At 71.4% G+C, this 21,650-nt stretch carries 14 protein-coding genes and 1 riboswitch; of the genes, 6 read left to right on the top strand and 8 right to left on the bottom strand.

Annotated features, from left to right (window positions below; all coding sequences use genetic code 11):
• The first annotated feature begins 44 nt into the window (after positions 1-44).
• The 5 genes from ABD339_RS13430 to ABD339_RS13410 all read left to right on the top strand — a co-directional run bounded on the left by ABD339_RS13430 (position 45) and on the right by ABD339_RS13410 (position 8,435).
• Entirely contained in the window at positions 45-1,661 is a 1,617-nt protein-coding gene (locus ABD339_RS13430; RefSeq protein WP_344565585.1) for a nuclease-related domain-containing DEAD/DEAH box helicase, read from the top strand.
• Entirely contained in the window at positions 1,658-4,816 is a 3,159-nt protein-coding gene (locus tag ABD339_RS13425; protein WP_344565583.1) for a helicase-related protein, read from the top strand. The genes ABD339_RS13430 and ABD339_RS13425 overlap by 4 nt, the downstream gene beginning before the upstream one ends.
• Before the next feature lie 5 nt (positions 4,817-4,821).
• A complete protein-coding gene (gene drmB / locus ABD339_RS13420) occupies positions 4,822-6,720 on the top strand; it encodes a DrmB family protein (RefSeq protein ID WP_344565675.1) in 1,899 nt (632 codons plus the stop codon).
• Complete coding sequence (locus ABD339_RS13415; RefSeq protein ID WP_344565581.1) at positions 6,717-7,817, top strand: AAA family ATPase; 1,101 nt, start codon at positions 6,717-6,719, stop codon at positions 7,815-7,817. The genes drmB and ABD339_RS13415 overlap by 4 nt, the downstream gene beginning before the upstream one ends.
• A 165-nt stretch (positions 7,818-7,982) precedes the next feature.
• A complete protein-coding gene (locus ABD339_RS13410) occupies positions 7,983-8,435 on the top strand; it encodes a PPOX class F420-dependent oxidoreductase (protein ID WP_344565579.1) in 453 nt (150 codons plus the stop codon).
• Between the two features lie 141 nt (positions 8,436-8,576).
• Here the strand turns inward: ABD339_RS13410 and ABD339_RS13405 are convergent, their stop codons facing one another.
• From ABD339_RS13405 to ABD339_RS13375, 7 genes are all read right to left on the bottom strand, one after another.
• Complete coding sequence (locus ABD339_RS13405; protein WP_344565577.1) at positions 8,577-9,530, bottom strand: aldo/keto reductase; 954 nt, start codon at positions 9,528-9,530, stop codon at positions 8,577-8,579.
• Between the two features lie 488 nt (positions 9,531-10,018).
• Positions 10,019-11,083 carry a M23 family metallopeptidase gene (locus ABD339_RS13400; protein WP_344565674.1) on the bottom strand — a complete coding sequence of 355 codons (1,065 nt, stop codon included), beginning with the start codon at positions 11,081-11,083 and terminating at the stop codon, positions 10,019-10,021.
• 507 nt (positions 11,084-11,590) lie between these two features.
• Positions 11,591-11,783: riboswitch (cyclic di-AMP (ydaO/yuaA leader) on the bottom strand.
• A 209-nt stretch (positions 11,784-11,992) separates the two neighbouring features.
• Positions 11,993-13,279 (bottom strand): PP2C family protein-serine/threonine phosphatase, encoded by a 1,287-nt coding sequence (locus ABD339_RS13395; RefSeq protein ID WP_344565575.1) that lies wholly within the window; start codon positions 13,277-13,279, stop codon positions 11,993-11,995.
• A 66-nt stretch (positions 13,280-13,345) separates the two neighbouring features.
• Complete coding sequence (locus ABD339_RS13390) at positions 13,346-14,845, bottom strand: wax ester/triacylglycerol synthase domain-containing protein (protein ID WP_344565573.1); 1,500 nt, start codon at positions 14,843-14,845, stop codon at positions 13,346-13,348.
• 168 nt (positions 14,846-15,013) lie between these two features.
• Positions 15,014-16,375: a beta-ketoacyl-[acyl-carrier-protein] synthase family protein gene (locus ABD339_RS13385; protein WP_344565571.1), complete on the bottom strand. Its 1,362-nt coding sequence runs from the start codon at positions 16,373-16,375 to the stop codon at positions 15,014-15,016.
• Positions 16,372-16,728 (bottom strand): acyl carrier protein, encoded by a 357-nt coding sequence (locus tag ABD339_RS13380; RefSeq protein ID WP_344565570.1) that lies wholly within the window; start codon positions 16,726-16,728, stop codon positions 16,372-16,374. The genes ABD339_RS13385 and ABD339_RS13380 overlap by 4 nt, the downstream gene beginning before the upstream one ends.
• 1 nt (position 16,729) lies before the next feature.
• Positions 16,730-18,226 (bottom strand): cytochrome P450, encoded by a 1,497-nt coding sequence (locus ABD339_RS13375; RefSeq protein WP_344565569.1) that lies wholly within the window; start codon positions 18,224-18,226, stop codon positions 16,730-16,732.
• 401 nt (positions 18,227-18,627) lie between these two features.
• Here ABD339_RS13375 and ABD339_RS13370 point away from each other — a divergent pair, with 401 nt between their 5' ends.
• A complete protein-coding gene (locus ABD339_RS13370) occupies positions 18,628-19,923 on the top strand; it encodes a cytochrome P450 (RefSeq protein WP_344565567.1) in 1,296 nt (431 codons plus the stop codon).
• Here ABD339_RS13370 and ABD339_RS13365 read toward each other — a convergent pair.
• Complete coding sequence (locus ABD339_RS13365; RefSeq protein WP_344565565.1) at positions 19,808-21,526, bottom strand: prenyltransferase/squalene oxidase repeat-containing protein; 1,719 nt, start codon at positions 21,524-21,526, stop codon at positions 19,808-19,810. The two genes, ABD339_RS13370 and ABD339_RS13365, sit on opposite strands and share 116 nt — an antisense overlap.
• Between the last annotated feature and the right edge of the window lie 124 nt (positions 21,527-21,650).

Below are 21,650 nucleotides of genomic sequence, written 5' to 3'. Positions count from 1 at the left end.
CTGGGTACTTTGAGAACGTGTCGGCCTGACCATGGGGAGAGTGGATGCGGATCATTCCGAGCGAGATCTCTGGCAACACCAGGAGCCGGGCCGAACGCAGTGTCTTCGCGGCGCTCAAGGCGATTCCCGACGAGCGGAGCGTGGCGCTGCACACTGTTCACCTCCCGCGACACCGCAAGAAGCGTGTGGGTGAGATCGACTTCGTCGTCATCACGCCCGACCTCCTGCTCTTCATCGAGGTCAAGGGTGGCCGGGTCCAGCAGCGCGACGGGAATTGGTACTACGGGCCGCCGGGCAGTGAAGAAGGGCCGAAGGAGAGCCCGTTCGTCCAAGCCAGCGGCGGGATGCACGAGTTCGAGCGGCAGATCGGTAACCTGGTCGGTGACTTGCGGGACCACGGTGTCCCCAGCGGGTACCTGGTGATCACCACGGATGTCGATCTGAGCCGCACGACCGAGTTCGAGCCCCAGCAGTATCTCGGCGCCACTGCCTACGCGGGCGGTCGCGGTCTGGCACAAGGCATCGATCGAGCCACTCGCTTTTGGCTGACGCGGAACAGGTGGGCCCACACTCCGGTTCCGGCCGGCCTGCGCACGAAGATGCTCGACGCCATCCGGCCGGAATTCGACCTCGTACCCAATTTGCAGTCGCGCCTGACGCATCTGGATGTCGCGTTCGAACGCCTCACCCAGGAACAGCTGGGCAAACTCGACGAACTGGAGTCGAACCCGCGCCTCATCCTCACCGGTGGAGCCGGTACCGGGAAGACGTTCCTCGCGGCTGAGGCCGCCCGCCGCAAATCGGCCCATGGGAGCGTGTTGTTCACCTGCGCGAGCACCACGTTGGCGACCCACCTGGCCCGGCTTCTCGCAGAACACGGGATCACCGTCCTGCCCTTCGAGCGCCTCGACGAGGTGCGGGGGCGCACCTTCGATCAGCTGATCGTGGACGAGGCACAGGATCTGATGACCCTGGACAGCCTCGAAACACTGGAGGCCCTGATCCCCGGCGGCCTCTCCGAGGGGCGATGGATCTTCCTGCTGGACCAGAACAACCAGGTGTTGACGCCCGACACCTTCGACCCCGAAGCCTGGGAATACCTGCGACCGCTGGGCTTCGTCTGCGGGCCCATGAGGCGCAACTGCCGTAACACCGTGCAGATCGTGGAACAGGTGCGCTCCTACACGGGAGCCGACCTGGGTGTCGCCTCCGCCGGGGAGGGCGATCCGGTCGGTTTCACCGAGGTACGGGACGTCCAGGAGGAAGCCGCGGCTCTCGACGCCTACGTGAACAAGCTCTGGGAGGAGGGCGTCTCCCCCCGGGACATCACGCTGTTGTCCGCTTCCGGGGACTGGCAGGCGAGTTCGGCCCGTCTGTCACAGCGGGCCGCCAAGATCGAGCGTTTCGCCGATGTGGTCGGGACCGACCGCACGAAGCACCGCCCCAGCTGGTCGTCCGTACCCGACTTCAAGGGCCACGAGAACCATGTCGTCTGTCTGATCGATCTCGAACCCGAACACCTCGAAGGTCGCCTCGACGCGCTCTACGTCGCCTGGACCAGAGCGCGTGCCCACCTCTGGGTCGCGTGCCGCCCCGGGGTCCGACGGCAACTGAGGGACCTGGGCATGGCCACACTGCGACGGGAAGGACTTCTCCGGTGAACGACTCCGAAACACGGTTCTCCGAGCACCGCGACGCGTTCGTGACCTACCTCCGCCGGCAGTTGGTCGGGCCCGCCGGGGCCGAGGACGAGACCCTCGCCGACCCTCCGGACCGCCGCTATCTGATGGGGACGCTGTATCCGCGCGGAGCCTCTTTGCTGAAACGCTCGGAGGAAGACGGGGACCCGACCTACGGCGAAACGTCCGCGGGAAACGGGGAGGAGGACAGCTTCGCCGACGATCCCGTGGCCGAGGCGAACGCCTGGCTTCCGTCCTCCCTGGGGTTCTCCTTCTTCACCAACGCGCCCCGGTTGGAGGTGACGTGCGAAGCCTCCCGCTACGTGACCCACCGCGAGAGCGGGCGCCGTAGTTGGCGAAGACAACCCCGACTCCGCGCGACGACGACCGTCACCGCGGATCGAAGAGAGCCGATCCCCGTTCTGGAGGGGCACGGTCGCCTTCACGTGCGGTGGCGCCCCTTCGGCGCCGGCCACCTTGTCACGTGCGTACTGGCCAACGCCCACTCCGAGGAGGAGAGCGCCCGCAAGGATCGCGACCTGATGCTCTTCCAGGCGGAGCTGTGGGCGACCTCGGTCGGCGGGGAAGTCCTCGAATACCCGAGCACCCGTCTCAACAGCCGCGACAAGGAGGAACAGGAGCTTCGAGTCCAGTACCGGCACATCGTGACCAGGGCTGTGGGGCACGGATGCGCCGTCGAGTGGGACACCGACATCGAGCCGGTCACCACCGTTCGCGCCCAGATCATGCCCCAGCAGGTGGTCGAGCACATCAAGCCCGACGGCCCCAAGGACTTGCCGGTGCTCAACCTCGGGCACCTGGCCCGCCCCGATGCCACCGTGGCAGAACTCGGTTCGGAACTCCACGACTTCGTGCTGGGCTATCGGGACTGGTTCGAGGCCCAGCGAGCACAGGCGAAGAACCTGCCGGCCTGGGCCGCCGCCCCCGCGGAACGTATCCTCGACCGCATCGGGACCGCGCTGGACCGCATGACATCGGGGGTGGAAGCCCTCACCGCGTCGACCTCCGCGGGAGGCAAAGCCCGCGAAGCCTTTCGCCTGGCCAATCGGGCCATGGCACTCCAGATGCTCCACAGCCGTCCGGAACTGGCGGGCAGGCGTCGCCGCAGAAACAGTGACGTGGTCCAACTGGCTGAGCCCGATGACGCATACGCATGGCATCCGTTCCAGCTCGCCTACTTCCTGCTCGTGGTCGAGGGCCTGATGAACCCGGAGCACGAGGACCGCAAGACGGTCGATCTCATCTGGTTTCCCACGGGAGGGGGCAAGACGGAGGCGTACCTGCTCACCGCCTGCTTCGAGATCCTCTGGCGCCGGTTGCGCTTCGGCGCGGACGGCGGCGGCACCGCGGTGCTGAGCCGATACACCCTCAGCCTGCTCACCACACAGCAGTTCCAGCGCACGGCGACGGCCGTCTGCGCGCTCGAATACATCAGGAAGGGATACGACGGACCGCTGCCCCACGACCTCGGAGAGGAGACCATCTCCATCGGGCTCTGGGTGGGCAAGGACACCACACCGAACAAAATCTCCGACGCGGAGGAAGAGCTGGGTGTGTTGAAGCAGATGAACGCACCTGATGATCGCTTCCTGCTGGAGCGTTGCCCCTGGTGCGGCACGGAGATCGTGCCGGAGCGGCAGGGGCACGACCGGGATTTCGGCATCAGAGCGGACGGGATCACGACCTCGTTCTTCTGCCCGCGCGACACCTGCGTCTTCCACGAGCACCTCCCGGTGGCCGTCGTGGACGAACAGATCTACAGGGACCCTCCGACGTTCGTGCTCGGCACCGTGGACAAATTCGCCCGCCTGGCCTGGGAACGGCAGGCCGGGAACCTCTTCGGGCGGGGCGGCAGACGCGCACCGTCGCTCGTGATCCAGGACGAGTTGCACCTGCTGGCCGGTCCGTTGGGCACAACGGTCGGCCTCTACGAATCCGCCATCCTCGAACTGTGCGCCTGGCGCGGCTCCGTACCGAAGGTCATCGCATCGACGGCGACGATCCGACGCTCCCAGGATCAGGTCCGCAGCCTCTACGGCCGACCGACACAGCTCTTCCCCCCGGCCGGGATCGAGGCCGGCAACTCCTACTTCGCGTCGCCCGACAAGGACCGGCCCGGGCGGCTGTACGTGGGCGTCATGGCGCAGGGACACACCGCTTCGACCTCGACGGTCCATGTGGGGGCCGCCGCGTTGCAGGCCCCGAAGGAGATCTGTGACGACGACAGCCTCCGCGACGCCTACTGGACCGCGGTCGCCTACCACAACAGCCTGCGCGAACTCGGCCGCACCATCACCATCGCCAGGGACGACATCCCCGCGCGCCTCGAACATCTGACGAAGGACGCCGCAAGGCGGCGCGAGCTGAACGACGACTCGGTCGTCGAGTTGACCAGCAACATCCCCCGTGCGGCCCAACCACGGCTCCTGGAACGCCTCGGCAAGGAATTCAAGGACACCGGCAGTGTCTCCTTCCTCGCCACGACCAACATGCTCTCCGTGGGCGTCGACGTTCCGAGGCTCGGTCTGATGCTCATGAACGGGCAACCCAAGACAACATCGGAATACATCCAGGCCACCAGTCGCGTCGGGCGTCGCCATGTACCCGGGTTGATCGTCACGCTCTTCCGCTCGACCAAGCCCCGCGACCGGTCCCACTACGAGTCGTTCGGTGTCTACCATCGCTCGCTCTATCGGCACGTGGAGCCGACGAGCGTCACGCCGTGGTCACTGCCGTCGCGCAACAGGGCCCTGCACGCCGTACTCACCATCTTGGTACGGCACGGAATCGGACTGGACGCGGAGAACAAGGCCGGGGAAATCCTCGGTCACCCGGCCGAGGTCGATCGTGTCCGCGACCTGGTGGTTGCCCACGTGCGGCGGGCCGACCCGGACGAGGCCGAGGCCGCCGCCACGGAGTTGGACGAGCTGATCGGCGAGTGGCGACAGCAGGCACAGATCGCGCGAAACGATGGCAGTCGCCTCTACTACCAGCCTCAGGGCCGTGCGCACGAGGCGCTCCTCACCGATTTCGGCAAGAAGGACGGCCTGTGGCCGACGGCCCAGTCGATGCGCAACGTCGATCGTGAATGTCTCGTCGCCGTGAAGGGTGCGTGAGAGCGATGAAGGATATTCGTCGGAAGGTCCGTAGGTCACAGACTATCGCGCCATTCGGCGTCGGCGGTATTCTCGATCTCCGAGGAGAATCCTTCGTCGCGGCCGATTCCCGAAGCTGGGCGCGGAACGCCGAGCGCGTGGAATCACCGCGACTCGCGAGAAAGTTGCGTGTCGCGGAGTTCCGTTCGGCTCCCGTCATTCCCTCCGGGAAAGCCGCCTATGCGAGCCAGATCGGACCGCTGTACGTACGGTTCCCCAAATGGTTGTTCTGTCCTCAATGCAGGGACACGCAGCTCTGGCGCCTGGATCGCGAGCGTGATCTGAGAGGCAAACAACCGACCTGCCTACGTTGCGCGACGAAGCCCAAGCTGGCACCGATGCGTTTCATTCAGGTGTGCAGAGCCGGCCACATGGCCGACATCGACTGGCGTCGATGGGCCCACTCCAGGAGCGAGGAGCCCGCACAGCGCCAATGCCAGGTGCACAAGCTGCGGTTCATCGCCACGCCCGAATCCTCCGGGCTGGAGGCCCTGCTGGTCGTCTGCGCCGTCTGCCGAGCCGAACGCAGTCTGGCAGGAATCAGCCAGAAGAACAGTCTCAAGCAGATGGGCAGGCCATGCCCGGGAACCCACCCGTGGCAATCCGAAGCCGATGAAGCGGATATTTGCGAGGAAACACCACGAGCGGTACAGCGTGGTGCCTCCAACGTCTATTTTCCGCTCACGCACTCGGCGCTCGACATCCCCGCGCCGACAAGCGTGATCGGCGACGACGAGTCGAGTCGGAGCGTCGTCAACAGTCCTATTTGGCCGATGCTCGTCGAGGCGGGCGAATCCCCTATCGCAGATTCCTATAAAAGAGTGCTCGCCGATCAGTGTCAGGTTTCCGTGGATTTCGTGGACACTCTTCTGCGCCACCATTCTGCCGAATCCGCGACGCAATCTTCCTCTACGGATCCGGATGACGACCTCAGCATCGCGGAATGGGAAGCCTTTTCCGTCCCGGGGTCCGTCGCCAATTCGAGTACCTTCTCCGTGCGCGGGACCCGGCTCGGCGTCGACGACCACGACCCGGCTTCCATGCGGGAGCTGGCCGCGCGCATCTCCTCGGTGGTCGTCGCGGACCGGGTACGCGAGGTGCGCGCACTCGAAGGGTTCTCGCGCTACGAGCCCAGCTCCGGCGAGGGCGAAGAGGGCGAGGGCGGGCGCGTCGTGTCGGTCAACACGCAAGCCAGAGCCCAATGGTTGCCCGCCATCGAGACCTACGGGGAAGGAATCTTCATCGCCGTCGACGAGGAACGACTGAGCGACTGGGAGAGGCTCCCGTCGGTACGGGACTGGACACAACGCATCGATCGCAACCTGGACGCCTCGTTCAAGGCCGACCGCCTCAGAGGAAAGTCCGGTCCGATACTCCTCCCTCGGTTCGTGATGCTGCACACCCTGGCCCACCAGTTCATCCGTCAACTCTCGTACGACAGCGGCTACAACGCGGCCTCACTGCGCGAACGCGTCTACGCCCGCAGCCACGCCGCGGGTAGCGAACATCCACCGCAAGCCGGCGTGTTCATCTACACGGCCGCCGGGGACACGGAGGGGACGCTGGGCGGGCTCGTCCGTCAGGGAAGGCCACCGAACCTCGTGGAGACCTTGATCCGGCTGCTCGAATCGGCTCAGTGGTGCTCACAGGACCCTCTGTGCGCCGACTCGACGGGCAGGTCTTTGGCCAACCTCAACCGTGCCGCCTGCCATGCGTGCACCCTCCTGCCCGAGACATGTTGTGAAATCGACAACTCCCTCCTGGACCGCACGTTGCTGATCGGTGACGGCGAGGTGCCGGGATTTTTCCGTGGGGTCCTCCACGCCGCGCTGGAGGAATCGGCAGAAGCAGTGGATCTCCCATGAGGATTCCCTCCCTGCTGGACCTGGAGAGCGAGCAGCGAGCCGTCGTCGATCTCCCGTTACACGGGAGTCACGTCGTCACCGGGACGCCCGGCGCGGGAAAAAGCGTGCTGGCCGTCTACCGCGCGTGGGCCCTGGCCACCGCCGGCCGCCGGGTCGCCCTCGTCACCCGCGCCAATCTGCTGCACCAGTACCTGGCTCAATTGGCTCCGGATCTCACTGAGGCGCTCCAGGTCACCACCTATCACCTGTGGGTCAGGGCCTTCTGGGACCGATCCTTCCGATCCGAGCCACCACGGACCGATGAGGAGGGGTGGAGCTACGACTGGATCGAGATGCAGCGGGAGTGCATCGAGCGACGGGCCCGGTCGAACTCGCACCTGGTGATCGACGAGGGTCAGAATCTGCCCCTCGGCTTCTATCAGCTCTGCCGCATTCTCGGTGTCGGTGTCACCGTCTTCGCCGACGAGAACCAACTGATCCACGACGACGAGAGCACCATCGCCGACATATGTCGAACTCTCACCCCGAACACCGACCCGCTCGTTTTGTGGGAGAACCGCCGGAACAGCCGGGAGATCGCGACACTGGCATCCGAATTCCGCGTGGGGACGTGGAGCGAGGTGCCCATACCGGCACGGAGGGGCAGCACTCCCGCCCTGCTGAAAGTGCCCTCACTGAGAGCATTCCTGACCGGCGTTTCCCGGTACTTCAACGCGCACCCGGATCGAAGTATCGGAATCATCTGCAGGTCGGTCCGTGTACTGCGGGAGGCCCAGAGCGAACTCACGGCCCTCGGCCTTGCCAAGCACACTCAGGCGTACGTGTACGACGATCCGTACCGGGCCGCCATCGATTTCTCGACGCAACCCATTCGTCTCCTGAGCACGGCCAGCATGAAGGGCCTGGAGTTCGACAGTGTCTTCGTGCCGGATCTGGACGCGTACACCGAGGACCCGACCGGTGTGGCTGCCCGCCTTCGTCTTCTCCTTCTGTGCACGCGCGCCCGCGAGGATCTCCACTTCGCGCACCGCGGCGACCAGGAACCAGCGATCCTCTCCGGCATTCCGGATTCCTTGTTGGCACGACACACCGGCTGACTTCTTGAACGACCGCACCTCTCCTGTCGTCGCCCCCTGCGCGGACTGGTCCCTTTCGTGAAAGAACCGAGCCGGGTGCCGTTTTTCCGGGACCATGAGGCCGAGTGGGCTCGGGAGTGCGAACGGAGTCCGAGCCGTCGTTCGAGGAGAGCTGGAGGCACTGTGATGGCTGAGGGCAATTCCGGGCCGTCGGCGCAGGAGGCGTTGCTCGGGTTGGTGGGGGAGCACGACCGGGGGGTGCTGGTCACCTTGCGGCGGGGTGGGCGGGCTCAGTTGTCCAATGTGAACTATGCCTGGGACAGCGGTAGTCGGATGGTGCGGGTGTCCATCACCGATGGGCGGGCCAAGGCGCGGAATCTGGCACGGGATCCTCGGGCGAGCTTTCATGTGACCAGTGAGGACGGGTGGGCGTGGACCGTGGTGGACGGGGTCGCGGAGCTGACGCCGGTCGCCGAGGATCCGCACGATGCGACGGTGGACGAGCTGATCGAGGTTTACCGCGCCATCCGGGGCGAGCACCCGGACTGGGACGAGTACCGCGCCGCGATGGTGTCCCAGCGGCGGCTGGTCGTACGGCTCACCGTCGAGCATGTGTATGGGCAGTTGCGGCAGGGGTGAACGGTCTGATCGGCCGGGCCCCGGCGCCGTACCGGGGCCCGGCCCCCGGGGGGCGGGCGGGCCGGCCGCCGGGGGCCGGGGGCCGGGGGTGTCCGCCCGTCGCCCCTTACGCGGAGACGTACGTCAGCAGGCGGAGTTCGTTTACGCGGAGGCGTCCGTCAGCAGACGGAGTTCGTCTTCCGTCAGGGCCAGGTCGTTCATGGCCATCAGGGGCGGGAGTTGTTCGACGGTGCGGGCGCTGGCGATGGGGGCGGTGACGGTGGGGCGGGAGGCCAGCCAGGCGAGGGCGACGGTGGCCTCGGCGGCCTGGTGGGCGGAGGCGACCGTGGAGAGGGCCGCCAGGACGCGCTGGCCCCGGTCCGTGGCGAGGTAGCGCGCCGCCTTGCCCGCGCGGGCGCCTTCCGGTACCTGTTCGCCCGGCCGGTATTTTCCGGTGAGGAAGCCCGCTGCCAGCGCGAAGTACGGCAGGACGGCGAGGGATTCGCGTCGGGCCAGTTCTTCCAGTTCGCCCTCGTAGGTGTCGCGCGAGACGAGGTTGTAGTGCGGCTGGAGCGCGACATAGCGCGCGGTGCCGGCGGAGTCGCTGAAGTCGAGGGAGGCGCGCAGGCGGGCCGGGGAGATGTTGGAGGCGGCGATCTCGCGGACCTTGCCCTCCTTGACGAGGTCGTCCAGCGCGATGACGATCTCGGAGACCTCGACGGACTCGTCGTCGAAGTGGGTGTAGTAGAGGTCGATGTGGTCGGTGCCCAGGCGGCGCAGCGAGTCCTCGGCGGCGGCTTTGAGAGTGGCGGAGGAGAGGCCCTCATGGTCGGGGTGGCGGCCGGCCTTGGTGGCGATGACGACGTTGTCGCGGACAGCGGGGCCGCGGGCCGCGAGCCACTCTCCGATGACTGTCTCGGACTCGCCACCGGAGTGGCCCTCGATCCAGAAGGTGTAGGCGTCGGCGGTGTCGATGTGGTTGCCGCCGCCCTCCGTGTAGGCGTCGAGGACTGCGAAGGAGGTAGGCCGGTCGGCGGTCCAGCCGAAGACGTTTCCGCCGAGCGCGAGCGGCGAGACGGAGAGTTGTCCGATCTGGTGGTCGGCGTTCATCTGCATACTCGCGACCGTAGCGCGGGGGCGTACGCGTGACGGTGACGCGGCGTCGCGCGCCGCACCCGGAGCATCGCCGCCGCCCTGACGCCCGGAGAGTGCGGCCCTGGTTCCGAAGTCGACGGTCCCGGAGCCGGCGACCCGCGGCATCGGGGGCCCACGGAGTCGGTGACCCGCGGAGTCGGGGCCAAGGCGGCGGGGCCTCGGTGCCGGGGGCGCACCGGAGCCGCCGGGGGCGCGCGCTGGAACCGTCCGGTTCCTGGGCCTCCGGAGTGCTTGGACGCCGCGATGCATACGCGGCGCCGCCGGGCGGCTCCCGGGCGCCGCCGCCTGTCCCCTCCTGCCGGCTGTGCGGCTCGGGTCGTGCGGTGTGCTGCCTCAGCGGGCGGTGCGAGGCGGCGGCGTGGGTCTGTGGGCGGGCGCGGCACGGTCGGGATCGGCTCCGGTCGGGGCCGGGGCGGGCGGGGCGCCGCTTCGGGCCCGGCCGCCTGGGCTCAGACCTTGACGCCCTTGTCGCGCAGCCACGGCAGTGGGGCGATCGGTGTGCCGCCGCCGGGGCGTACCTCCACGTGCAGGTGCGGGCCTGTCGAGTTGCCGGTGGAGCCGACGCGGCCGATGACGTCGCCGGTGCTGACCTTCTCGCCCGCCGACCTGGTCATCGAGGAGAGGTGGCAGAACCAGAGTTCCGTCCCGTCCGCCAGCTTCAGCACGATCCGGTAGCCGTACGAACCCGCCCAGCCGGCTTCCTTGACGGTGCCGGAGTGGATGGCCTTGACGGGGGTGCCGTTCGGGGCCGCGAAGTCCTGGCCCGTGTGGTCGTTCTGCCATCTGCCGCCCGCCTGGCCGAAGCCGGCGCTGAGCTGGAAGGAGGCGAGGGGTGCCGTGTACGCGCGGGCGAGCTTGGCGCGGCGTTCGGCCGCCGCCTTCCGCTTCTTCTCCTCCGCGGCCTCGCGCTTGCGTTCGGCCTCGGCCTTCTCGTCGGCCGCCGCCTGCTTCTTGGCCGCCGTCGCGGCCTGCTCGGCGGCGCGCTGGGCGGCCTGCTCGCGGGCGGTGGTGTCGGCCTCGGACTGCTGCTGCTCGGCCTGCGCGAGGATGCGGGCTCGCAGTGCCTCGCCCGCGTCGGTCCTGCCGCCTGCGGCCTCGTCCGCGGAGAGGCCGGCCTGGGTGAGGGGGGCCCGCGCGGCGACGGAGTCGGCTGCGGTGCCGTCGGCGCCATCGGCACTGTCGGCGTGGTCGGATATGAGGTCGCCGATGCCGGGGAGTTGCTCGGCGTCGGGCAGGTGCCCGGGGAGGTCCTTGACGGCTCCCGCCGCCGAGGCCAGGTCGGGCATCGAGACGGCCGCCGGGTCTCTGTCCTGGGCCGTCGCCATGCCGCCCGCGCCCACGGCGGCGATCATGCCGACGCCGAGGACCGCGCCGCTGCGGGCCACTCCGCCGGAGCGCTGCTTGCCCACGCGGTGGCGCCCGCGCAGCGGGCGGAGGGAGTCCTCGGTGGGGTTCCACTCCTCCCACGTCTCTTCGCCGGTCCCGGCCTCGATCCCGGCTCCGGACCCGGCCATGTCAGCCAGTCCGGACCCGGCACCTTCAGTTGTTCCGGCTCCGCCTCCGGCCGCCGGGTGGCGCGGGTCGTGGGCTCCGGCCGCCGGGTGGGTCGGGGCGTGGGCTCCGGCCCCCGGGGGGTTGCCGAGCGTCTCGCGCATGCCGATCGTCCGGCGCGGATCCGCCGACTCCCGTACGCCGTACGGGACTTGCGCGTCGTACCGCTCGTACACACCGGCACCAGAGCCGGAACCGGCACCGGCACCGGCGACAGAGCCCGGGGCCGGGGCGGAATCGGTACCGGCGCCGAAACCGAAACCACCGGAACCGATAACGGCACCGGCCCCCGCGCCCGCCCTCGGCGCGGAGTCGTACGCGCCGTTGGGCCCGTACGTGCCATGGGGCCCATACGTGTCGTACGGAGCGGCGGCGGACGGGGAGCCGTCGTCGGGATAAGTGCCGTAATAAGGGCCGTACATGGCCTCGGGGGCATGCCGCTGCGACCTGGACGCCACGGGGGCGCTCTCCTTTCCTTCCTTCTCGCCTACCGGGTTAGCTGACGGGTTCGGAGCAGGAAGGTCTCCTACGGGCGTCCCCGCGCCGGGCGCGAGGCTGTCCGATTCACCCCATCCTTCCCGCCCTTGCGAACGAGAAGGGGTGGTTCCCCGGTTCCCGCGTGCGGTGGTGCCCGCCGAGTCACGGCTCAGGCGGTCGAGTGGAGACTCGCGCTGACGAACTGCGGCTCGTGGTGCCCCGCTTGCGGGATTCGGCGACGGCGCACGGTGCCGTCTCTCGTGACGACAGTGACGACCGCGCTGCGTTATCGGACGTTAATAGAAGGGAGCCGATGTTTCCAAGCTGTTCCCGTTATTTTGTAGTCACAACGACCCACCCTTTCCGGGCAAGAACGATCAATACGGGACACTCACTCACCCGGATGAATCCGTACCACTGCGTAGCGTGACATCTGCGGGCTTCTGGTGGGAGACGGCGAGCAGGGCCATGTCGTCCCTCGACACCCCTCCCGTGTGCGCCTCGACATCCGCGAGGACCGTCTCCAACAGCTCCCCGGGATGGGCGAAGTAGCTGTGCGCGAGCCGCTTGGCCGGCTCGTAGAAGTCCCCGTGCTCGTTCCGCGCCTCCGACAGCCCGTCGGTGTAGAGGAGGAGATGGGCGCCGGACGGGAAGGGGACCTCGTCGGTGTGGTCGGGCCACACGCCCAGCTCGGTCATGCCGAGCGGGAGAGCCGGAATCGACGGCTCCAGAAGGGTGGTCCGCCCCCGGTTGATCAACAGCGGTCCCGGATGGCCCCTGTTGACGATCCGCGCGAGGTGCGAGCCGGTGGTACTGCCCTGGTCGTCCCAGGGGATCTCGACCAGCACGGCGGTGGTGAAGCCCTCGTGCTGCGCGGCGCCCAGCTGTCTCCTGCCCTCGCGCTGGAGTGCCCGGTCCAGCCGCACCGCGACCCCGCTCAAGCTCGGCTCCTGCTCGGCCGCCTCCCGGAAGGCCCCCACGACGATGACCACGGCCTCCACAGCCCCCAGCCCCTTGCCGCGTACGTCGCCGATGAGCAGCCGTACCCCGTGCGGGGTCTCCTCGGCCGCGTAGAAGTCGCCGCCGACCCGGGTGTTGGCCTGCGCGGCGCGGTAGTGGGCGGCCAGCGCGAGCCCGGCGAGCCGGGAGGGCGGGGCCGGCAGGACGGCGAGCTGGACGGCCTCGGCGACGGTGCGCGCCGAGGCGAGCTGCTCGCTGCTGCGGCGCAGCAGCAGATTGATGCCGACGGCCAGCACCGAGACGGTCACCCCGGTGGCGATCCTGGTCTGGGTCTCGACGCTCCCGATCGTCGTGTCGCGGAAGATGATGAACCCGGCCAGGAAGACCGCGCTGAGAACGCCCGTGGTGACCGTTCCCCACAGGCTGAGCAGCGCGGAGGCGGCCAGGGGTGCCGCCACGAACGGCGCGGAGAACGCCACGTCGCGCGGAGTGGCCAGTTCGAGGACGATGCCCAGAGCGAGGAGGGCGGCCGGAAGCAGTCGCGCGAGACGGCGCAGCCGGGTCAGCCGGGTCTGCTGCCCGTCGGACGATGCGCCGTCGGACGACGTACCGTCCGCCGCGCCCGTCCCGCCCGACCGGCCTGTTTCGCCCGACCGGCCTGTTTCGCCCGAGCGGCCTGTCCCGCCCGTAGCGCTCGCTCCGCCCGCTCCGTTCACCCGCACCGTCCCAATCTGTCCTGAGACGCGGGGCTCGGCCAGTCGGGAGGAGCGTCGGGGGGCGGACGGATGTCAGTGCGAAGCGGGGCCGCCGTCCTCGGCCGGGCGCGGCCCCGGCCCGGGATCCGGGCCCAGGCCCGGCCCCGGATCCGTGCGCAGGCCCGGCTCCGGGCCCGGTGACGGGCCGCGCTCCGCCGTGGCGGCGGCCAGTGCCGCGAGGCCCGCGTTCCACAGTGCGGGCAGCGCCTCGATGCCGGGGACCACCTCGTGACCGAGGAAGGTGGCGTGCAGCTGTCCGCCGTAGGTCGTCCAGGCGATGAACAGCGGCTGGCCCGGCACCGAGACCGGCACGGGGAAGAACGCGAGCGGCGATTGCCCCGCCCAGGTGAGCCGCGTGCGGGCCCGTACGTCGGCGAGGGTCAGCGGCACATAGCGCGGGTCGATACCACGGCTGAGCCCGATCCGCCCGCACCAGTACGGCAGCCGGTCGAACAGCACACGGTGGCGGCGGCCGACCGCGCTGAGCCGGGTGTGGGTCACCTCGTGCTGGAGGAGGGCGAGACGCCGCATCGGCGACGGCTCACCGCACGGAAGCGGAACGGTTGCCACGCCGCCGTAGTTGCCCAGCAGCCGCAGCGGGTCGTCGGCCGTACGGAGGCTGAGGGCGAACGTCGCGCGCAGGGTACGGGCCGGGTCGCCCGCCCAGGCGGCCGGATGCCAGGCGCGCAGCGCGGCGGTCACGGCCGCCAGGCAGATCTGGGTGATGCCGGCGCGGGTGGCCCGCGAGACGGCGTGCAGCGGTGCCAGGTCACACGATCCGGTGACAGCCACCCGTCCGCTCTGCCCGCTCCCCGCGCTCTTTCCGCTCTGCCCGCTCAGGGCCGTCATGGCGGTCAGGGCAGGCCAGTTCGCGGTGGGCCGTACCGGGGGCAGCAGGTCCTTCAGGATGGTCAGCCCCCAGTCCCCGCGGGCGGGCGCGGGGGCGAGCTGTGCGCCGAGGGTGGAGGTGCGCTGGTGGGGCGGGGGGCCGAAGAGGCGCTCCATTGTCTCGATGGCGGCCCGGCCGTCCTGGAAGGCATGGTGCGCGCGGTAACAGAGCGCGAAGCCCCCGCCGCGGGTCCCCCGGGCCTGGTCCCCGTGCGCCCCCTGACCACCCTCCTGTTCCACCAGCCACACGCCCCACAGCGGACGGTCGCGCTCCAGCGGCTGGTCGAGCACGGCACGCAAGGTGGCGTCGGGGTCACGCGGGACGTTGCCGGGCACGGTGACCCGGTGGATGTGCCGCCGTACGTCGAACGCGGTGTCGGGCACCCACTGGGGCCGCCGGCCGCCGGAGCCCGTCTCGACGAGGCGGTAGGTGAGTTCGGGTGCCGCCAGCACCCGGGTGGCCAGATGTGCCGCCAGCTCCTCCGTACGGGGCGGGCGCCCCGCGAACAGCAGCAACCCGCCCAGGTGCAGCGAACTGTCGGGGCCGCGCCGGGCGATGTCGAGGATCAGCCGGTCGCGCACGGACAGCGGCCGAGGCTCGGTGAGTGAGGGGGCGGGCCGGGAAGGCGGGAGCGCTTCGGTCATGGCGGGCCTCTCTGTCCATCGGCTGTCCATCAGCTCTGTCCATCAGCTCTGTCCGTCAGCTGTCCATCGGCTCTGCCCGTCAGCTGTCCGTCAGCTGTTCGTCGGCTCGTAGGTCCGGGCTCCCGACGGGGGTTCACACGGGGTTCGCAGGGGGGTCACGCGGCGGGTTCACGCCGGGGCCAGGGCGAGGGCCGCGTTGTGTCCGCCGAAGCCGGCGGAGACCGAGAGGGCGAGGCCGGATTTGTGGTCGAGTGCCCGCGTCGGCAGGTTCAGCGTGAACTCGGGAGAGGACTCGGTGAGGTTGGCGTTCGGCGGCACGCCGCCGTACTCCACGGCGAGCGCGGTCAACGCCGCCTCCACCGCGCCCGCCGCGCCCAGCAGATGGCCGGTCACCCCCTTCGTGGAGGAGACGGGCGGGTGGTGCGGCAGCAGCAGGGCGAGGGCCGCGGCCTCCACGCGGTCGCCGAGCGGCGTGCCGGTGGCGTGCGCGTTGACGTAATCGACGTCCCTGGCCTCCGCCCCCGCGCGGACGAGCGCCTCGCTCACGGCGGAGCGGAGCCCGGCGCCGTCCTGGCGGGGCTTGACGACGTGGTGCGCGTCCCCGGCCGCGCCGTAGCCCGCGAGCCGGGCGCGCACCCGCGCGCCGCGCGCCGTCGCGTCCGCCATGCGCTCCAGCACGAGCACCCCGGCGCCCTCCCCGATGACGAAACCGTCCCGCGTGACGTCGAAGGGGCGGGAGGCGGTGGCGGGTTCGTCGTAGCGCCGCGAGAGCGCCTTGATGCGGTCGAACCCGGCGACGTGGAAGGGGGTCAGCCCCGCGTCGGCGCCGCCCGCGACGGCGATGTCGCAGCGGCCGAGCAGCAGCAGGTCCATGGCGGTGCCCAGCGCGGTCGCGCCCGCCGCGCACGCGGTGTTGACGGTGAAGCTGGTGCCCTCGGCGCGCAGCGCCACGGCGAGTTGCGCGGCCAGCGAGTTGCCGAGCGAACTGGGCACGGCGTACGGCGACATCGCGGAGGGGCCGCGGGTCAGCAGGACGCGGTGCTGCGCCTCGTAGGTGTGGGCTCCCGTCGCGCCCGACCCCATGACGACGGCCACCCGGGCGCCGCCCCAGTCCGGCGGCTCCGTGCCCTGGGCGCCCCGCGGCCACCAGCCCGCGTCGCGTACGGCCTCCTCTGCGGCCAGCAGCGCGAGCTGCGCCGCGCGGTCCGGTCTGCGGGTACGGGCCTGGCCCAGCCGCGCGGGGTCGAACTCGGGTGCGGGGCACGCGAGATGTGCGGGCCCGCCACCGACCAGCACGCCACCGGCCGGTCCGGCACCCGTCGGGTCCCCACCGTTCGGAACGTCACCGGTTGAACCGGTGACGTTCTGCCGCGCCGCCTCTCCGCCCGGTTCCGGGCCGAAGCCGGGGACGAGTACCGAGGTCGGCGTGCCCGCGCCCACCCGGGCCCAGGTCGCCTCGGCGCCGTCGCCCGCGGGGGTCAGCAGGCCGAGACCGGTGATGCCGATGTCAGCGGCGCCCGACCGCCTCACGCGGCACCCCCGGCACCGGCCGTACGCGCACGCGTCCCCTGCGCGGGTACGGCGGAGGCGCCCTGCGCGGAAGTGCCCTGCACGGAGGCGGCCTGCACGGAGGCGGCCTGCGCGGCGGCGCCGTTCGCGCGCGCCGCGAGGCGGTCCAGCAGCGCGACGACCTCCGCGACGGTGACGACGCCGTGCAGCTGCTCCTCGGTGACGGGGACGCCCCGCTCCTGGTTCATGACCAGCGCCAGTTCGGCGATGCCCAGGGAGTCGAGCCCCACCTCCTCCCGTACGGCTTCCGGGGTGATCAGCGCTTCGTCCACTCCCATGGACACCAGTACGGCCTTGAGTTCCTCGACGGTCATGTCACTTCCCTGTCGGGTGGGTTACGGGGATGGCGCGGGGCGAAGGGACGGACGGGGGCGGCGCCGCGGCGTCCCGCACCCGGGGTAGCGCCGTCATCCGAGCGTCGTCGAAGCCCAACGAGAACGCGGCGACGGCGCACAACGGCCCCTCACGCACCGGGCGCAGCTCCCAGCGCGCCGCGAGCGAGGCCAGCACGAGGGTCATCTCCGTCCAGGCGAAGCTCTCGCCCGGACAGCCGTGCGGGCCGAGGCCGAAGGGCAGATACGCCCGCAGCGCCGGGCCCGCCACGGGTGGGACGGGGCCGCCGGTCCAGCGCTCGGGGCGGAAGGCGGCGGGCTCGGGGAAGAGCTTCGGGTCACGCTGGAGCGCGTAGTAGGAGAACATCACCATCGAGCCCGCCCGGAGCGGCAGTTCGCCGAGCCCCTCGGCGTGCACCGCGGTGTCCCGCACGGCGGTGCGGGAGATGAGATAGCCGGGCGGATACAGCCGCAGCGCCTCGCTCAGCACCCCGCGTGTGTACGTCAGGCGGGGCAGGTCGTCCCAGCGGGCCGTGCGCCCCGCGAGCACGGCGTCGGCCTCCGCGTGGAGCGCGCGCCGCGCTCCGGGGTTCCGGGCCAGCAGGTGCAGGGCCCAGGTGAGGGTGCGGGATACGGATTCGGTGCTCGCGATCAGGAACGACATCGCCTCGTCGTGCACCTGGCGACGGGACATCCGCGCGCCGGGGCCCGAGTCGGCGGCGCACAGCATCGCGTCCAGCAGGTCACCGCACGCGCCGTCCCCGCACGCGCCGTCCCCGCACGCGCCGTCCCCGCACGCGCCGTCCCCGCACGCGCCGTCGCCGCGAGCGGCGATCAGGTCGCCGACGACGGTGTTCAGCGCGGCCATGCTGTGCCGGAAGCGGCGGTTGAGCGGGCTGACGGGCCCCGGGAGCCGGGTCAGCAGGCCGGTGGGATCCATGCCCCGGCTGCCCGCCCACGCCATGACGACGGGCACGGCCTCGGCGACACGCGCCACCTGATGTGCGCCGATACCGGAGGAGAACAGGCAGCGGGTGGCGTTCTCGGTGGCGAGCGCCATCAGCATCCGGTCGGTATCGACGGGCTGACGCGCGTCCGCCAGCCCCGCCAGGTGCCGTTCGGTCAGCTCGGACATCGTCTCGGCGTAGGACGGCAGCCGGGATTGCCGCAGCGGGGGCAGCAGCGCGCGGCGCTGGTCACGGTGGAAGGGGCCGTCGGTGGCGAGCAGGCCGTTGCCGATGATCCGCTTCATCACGCGGAAGTGCGAGCTGAGGCCGAAGTCGGCGGCGCGCGCGGCGAGGACGTCGCGCACCAGGCGGTGGTCACTGAGCACGGTCACGGTCTCGCGGCCGAGCCGGACGGTGGCGGCGGGGCCCAGCTCGCGCAGCGATTCGAGGAAGGCGAGCCGCCGGTGCAGCATCCGGGGCGCATGGCCGAGGAGAGGGAGCCCGCCCGGGGCAGGCGCGGGGACGAGGGGCATAACCCGGCCATCACAGCAAAAACCGGGGCGCCGCCAAACATCGGTGGGCGCAGCGCACTTCGGACGGGTGAAGAGCTTCACTCGCGGGGGTGGCCCGGGGTCCGCGACGGGGACGGGGCGGGCGGCGCCCCGGTGAAGTCCGTTCGGAGCGCCCGCCCCACAGGCCGGCCGCCCCCGCCGCCGGTCCGCCCCGCGGGCCGGACGCTTCCGCCGCCGCAGTCGGTCACCGAGGAGAAGCCTTGTCGTCGCAGAGCAGCGCCGCCCCCCTCCCACCGTCCCAGCCCCTCCCGTCGTCCCCACCCCGGCCGACCTCCCCGCCGCTCCCCTCGCCCCGCCCGCTCCCCTCGCCCCCTCCGGGCCGGTCGCCGCGCATTCCGCCGGCCCCGGGGGCGCTGCCGGTGGTGGGGCATGCCGCCGCCCTGTTGCGGGACCCGCTCGCCTGGCTGGCGCGGTGCGCGGCCTCCGGCTCGGGCGAGGGCATCCACCGGCTGCGGCTGTGGGGGCGGCCCAGCTATCTCGTCACGGACGCCGATCTGGTGCACGAGGTGCTGGCGGGCCGGGCCGGGGACTTCGACAAGGGTGGGCAGTTCTACCGGAACGCGCGCGAGATCTTCGGCGACACCCTCGTCACCGCCTCGGCCGGCAAACATCCGCACCAGCGGCGCCGGATGCGGCCGGTCTTCCGCCGGGCGCGGATCGCGGCGGCCGTGCCCGCCATGCGTCTGGAGGCCGGGCGGGTCGCGGACAGCTGGACGTCGGGCGGCGAGGCCGACATCGTCCGGGGCAGCGTCCTGTACGCGCACCGCACCGCCGTGCGCACGCTGTTGCCCGTGCTCTCCACCGTCGAGGTGGACCGGCTGGCGACCGCCTCGGCGCGGCTGATCGAGGACCTGTTCCTGCGCACCGTCCTGCCCCCGCAGGCCGGTGCCCTGCTGCGGCGGCGCTTCGACACCTCGCTGCGCACACTGCGCGAGGCGTGCGGCGCCGCCGTGCCCGAGGCGCGCGCCCGCGCCGCCGACGAGCGCTCCGGACTGCTGGCCGCGCTGCTGGAGACCAGCCCGCAGGGGGGCGGGCCGGCGAGCGACGAGGAGGCGCGCGACCACTTCGTCTCGCTCCTGATGGCGGGCACGGAGACGAGCGTCAGCGCGCTGGCCTGGCAACTGCACCACCTCAGCCGGGACCTGCCGCTCCAGCACCGGATCCGCGACGAGCTGCACGCGGTGGCGGGCGAGCGGCCCGTCACGCTGGCGGACCTGGAGCGGATGCCGCTGCTGCGCCGGGCGACGGCGGAGACGCTGCGCTGCCGTCCACCGCTGTGGATGCTGCTGCGCACCAGCGTGCGCGAGGTGCGCCTGGGCGGCTACCGCTTCCCCGCAGGTACGGACTTCTACTTCAGCCCGCACCAGCTCCAGCACGCGCCGGACGTCTTCGCCGAGCCCGGGAGCTTCTGCCCCGAACGCTGGCCCGAGCGCGGCCCCTCGGCCAGGGACCGCTCCTTTCTGGCCTTCGGCGCGGGCCCGCGCCGGTGTCTGGGCGACCAGTTCGCGCTGACGTCGCTTGCCGTCGCCACCAGCACCGTCCTCACCCGCTGGACGCTGACCCCGGCCGCCGGAAGGGCGCCGCGGGCGCGGCTGCGGACGATGCAGGTGCCGCACGCGCTGCGGCTGCGCGTGGAGCGGCGGCACTCGGGGCTGTAGCGGGGGCGCGGCCCGGCGCAGGAGCGCGGCCCGGTTCGGGGGCGCGGCCCGGCGTGCCGAAAGCGTGGCCCCAGGCCAGCAGCACGCAGATGTCGGCGAGCGCGGGCGCGTCGTACAGGAGCGGGCGCGGGCCCGCCTGGTCGGGGACGGAGGTGAAGCCGCCATCGGGCCGCTGCCGGTCGGCCAGGTAGTCCACGGCGGAGCGCAGTTCGAGCGCGTGCTCGGCGGAACGGCTGAGCGCCACGGCCGCGTAGGCGGTGCTGATCGGGTCGCTGGGGCCGCTGTCCTCGTGGCCCCAGCCCCCGTCGGGCAGCCGCCGCTCCACCAGCTGCGCCAGCAGCCGCTCGCGCAGCACCGCGAGCCGCTCACGCGGAACGTCCAGGCCGGTACGGGTCAGCGACTCGCACGCCAGCACGGTGCGGTGCAGCGCGTTGGTCAGGTTGCGGCTCCAGCTGCGCTCGTGCAGCGCGCCGCCCGGACCGTCGCCCGCCGCCGCCTCCCGCGCCGCGCGGGCCAGGAAGCGGGCCGCCGCCTCGGCGGCATGGCGCGGGCCCGGACGGGTGCTGGGCGCCAGCGCGTTCGCGGCGCCCGCCGTCATCGCCGTCTCCGATTCGATGCCGCGCGCGAAGGTGGGGACGCCGCCGTCCTCGTTGGCGAGCGCGACGAGGTAGTCCTCGGCGGCCTCGACGACGCGGACATGGCGGGCCGGCGCGAGCGCGCGCAGGAACTCCAGCGCGTAGCAGGTGTCATCCGCGTCGCTCTGCCGTACCCCTCGGGTGAAGCCGAAGCCGCCGTCGGCGTGCTGCTGGGAGGCCACCGCGTCGGCCATGCGCCGCACCGAGGCGTCGGCCCCGTACCCGGCGGCGGTCAGCGCCAGCCCGCCGGTGACCGTGGCGAACACATCCATGCCGGTGATGAAGGGCAGCCCGCCGTCCGGCCGCAGCTGCCGGGCCACGCGTCCCACCACGGCGGCGGTCTCGGCGCGGCGCGTGCCCTCGGTGCACAGCGCCAGCAGGCCGATGAGCCGGGCGAGATGGTTCGCCTCCCACACCGGCCCCGGACGCAGCGCGGGCGCCAGCGCGTCCAGATCGCCGGGCCCCAGCTCGGCCGTACGGCCCGTGCCGTGCGCGGCGAGCACCTTGAGCGCCGTCATCTCCAGGCCCAGCCAGGACTGTCCAGAGGCGGCGAAGGCGGCGTAGTGGCCGAGCGGCAGTTCGGGCCAGGGCGCGGCGCCGAGGTGGGCCAGCAGCGTCTGGAACATCAGGCGCTTGCGCCCGGCCGTGAAGTGCGGGAAGCGCACCAGTATCCGCTCGGTCTCCTCGCGCCCGGCCACCACTTCGCCCAGCACGGCGCGGGCCACGGCGCTCTGCACGGGATCGGGCGGACCGGTGTCGAGGGCGTGCTTGACGTAGTACGTCAGCCGTTCGCACGCCGGGTCCCCGGGGACGAGCCGGCTGACGAGGCCGAGCAGCAGCGCCGACTCCAGTACCCGGCTCTCGCACGGCGCCGCCACCAGCCCGCCCGCGCCCACACGCCCCCGCACCCGCCCCGCCAGCCGCGCCCGCGCGGCCAACAGCCGGGCGGGCACAGGAGAGAGCGGCACCGGAGCCGCGTACACACCAGCAGTGATCACGCACACCTCACACGACTGCCGCCGTCGGCACTGCGGCACGCCTCGCAACTCGCACTGCGAAACGCACCGCGCCACGGACCGCGACTCCTCTCGC

This window comes from Streptomyces axinellae, assembly GCF_039532135.1.
Taxonomy (GTDB): Bacteria; Actinomycetota; Actinomycetes; order Streptomycetales; family Streptomycetaceae; genus Streptomyces; species Streptomyces axinellae.
Note: the sequence above shows the minus strand (reverse complement) of the source record. Positions and strands in the feature narration are given on the sequence as shown.

Excerpts from the sequence above, each read along its gene's own strand:
- ABD339_RS13430 (WP_344565585.1), top strand. The coding sequence starts at position 45 with ATGCGGATCATTCCGAGCGAGATCTCTGGCAACACCAGGAGCCGGGCC.
- drmB (WP_344565675.1), top strand. The coding sequence starts at position 4,822 with ATGAAGGATATTCGTCGGAAGGTCCGTAGGTCACAGACTATCGCGCCA.
- ABD339_RS13415 (WP_344565581.1), top strand. The coding sequence starts at position 6,717 with ATGAGGATTCCCTCCCTGCTGGACCTGGAGAGCGAGCAGCGAGCCGTC.
- ABD339_RS13410 (WP_344565579.1), top strand. The coding sequence starts at position 7,983 with ATGGCTGAGGGCAATTCCGGGCCGTCGGCGCAGGAGGCGTTGCTCGGG.
- ABD339_RS13405 (WP_344565577.1), bottom strand. The coding sequence starts at position 9,530 with ATGCAGATGAACGCCGACCACCAGATCGGACAACTCTCCGTCTCGCCG.
- ABD339_RS13400 (WP_344565674.1), bottom strand. The coding sequence starts at position 11,083 with ATGGCCGGGTCCGGAGCCGGGATCGAGGCCGGGACCGGCGAAGAGACG.
- ABD339_RS13390 (WP_344565573.1), bottom strand. The coding sequence starts at position 14,845 with ATGACCGAAGCGCTCCCGCCTTCCCGGCCCGCCCCCTCACTCACCGAG.
- ABD339_RS13380 (WP_344565570.1), bottom strand. The coding sequence starts at position 16,728 with ATGACCGTCGAGGAACTCAAGGCCGTACTGGTGTCCATGGGAGTGGAC.
- ABD339_RS13375 (WP_344565569.1), bottom strand. The coding sequence starts at position 18,226 with ATGCCCCTCGTCCCCGCGCCTGCCCCGGGCGGGCTCCCTCTCCTCGGC.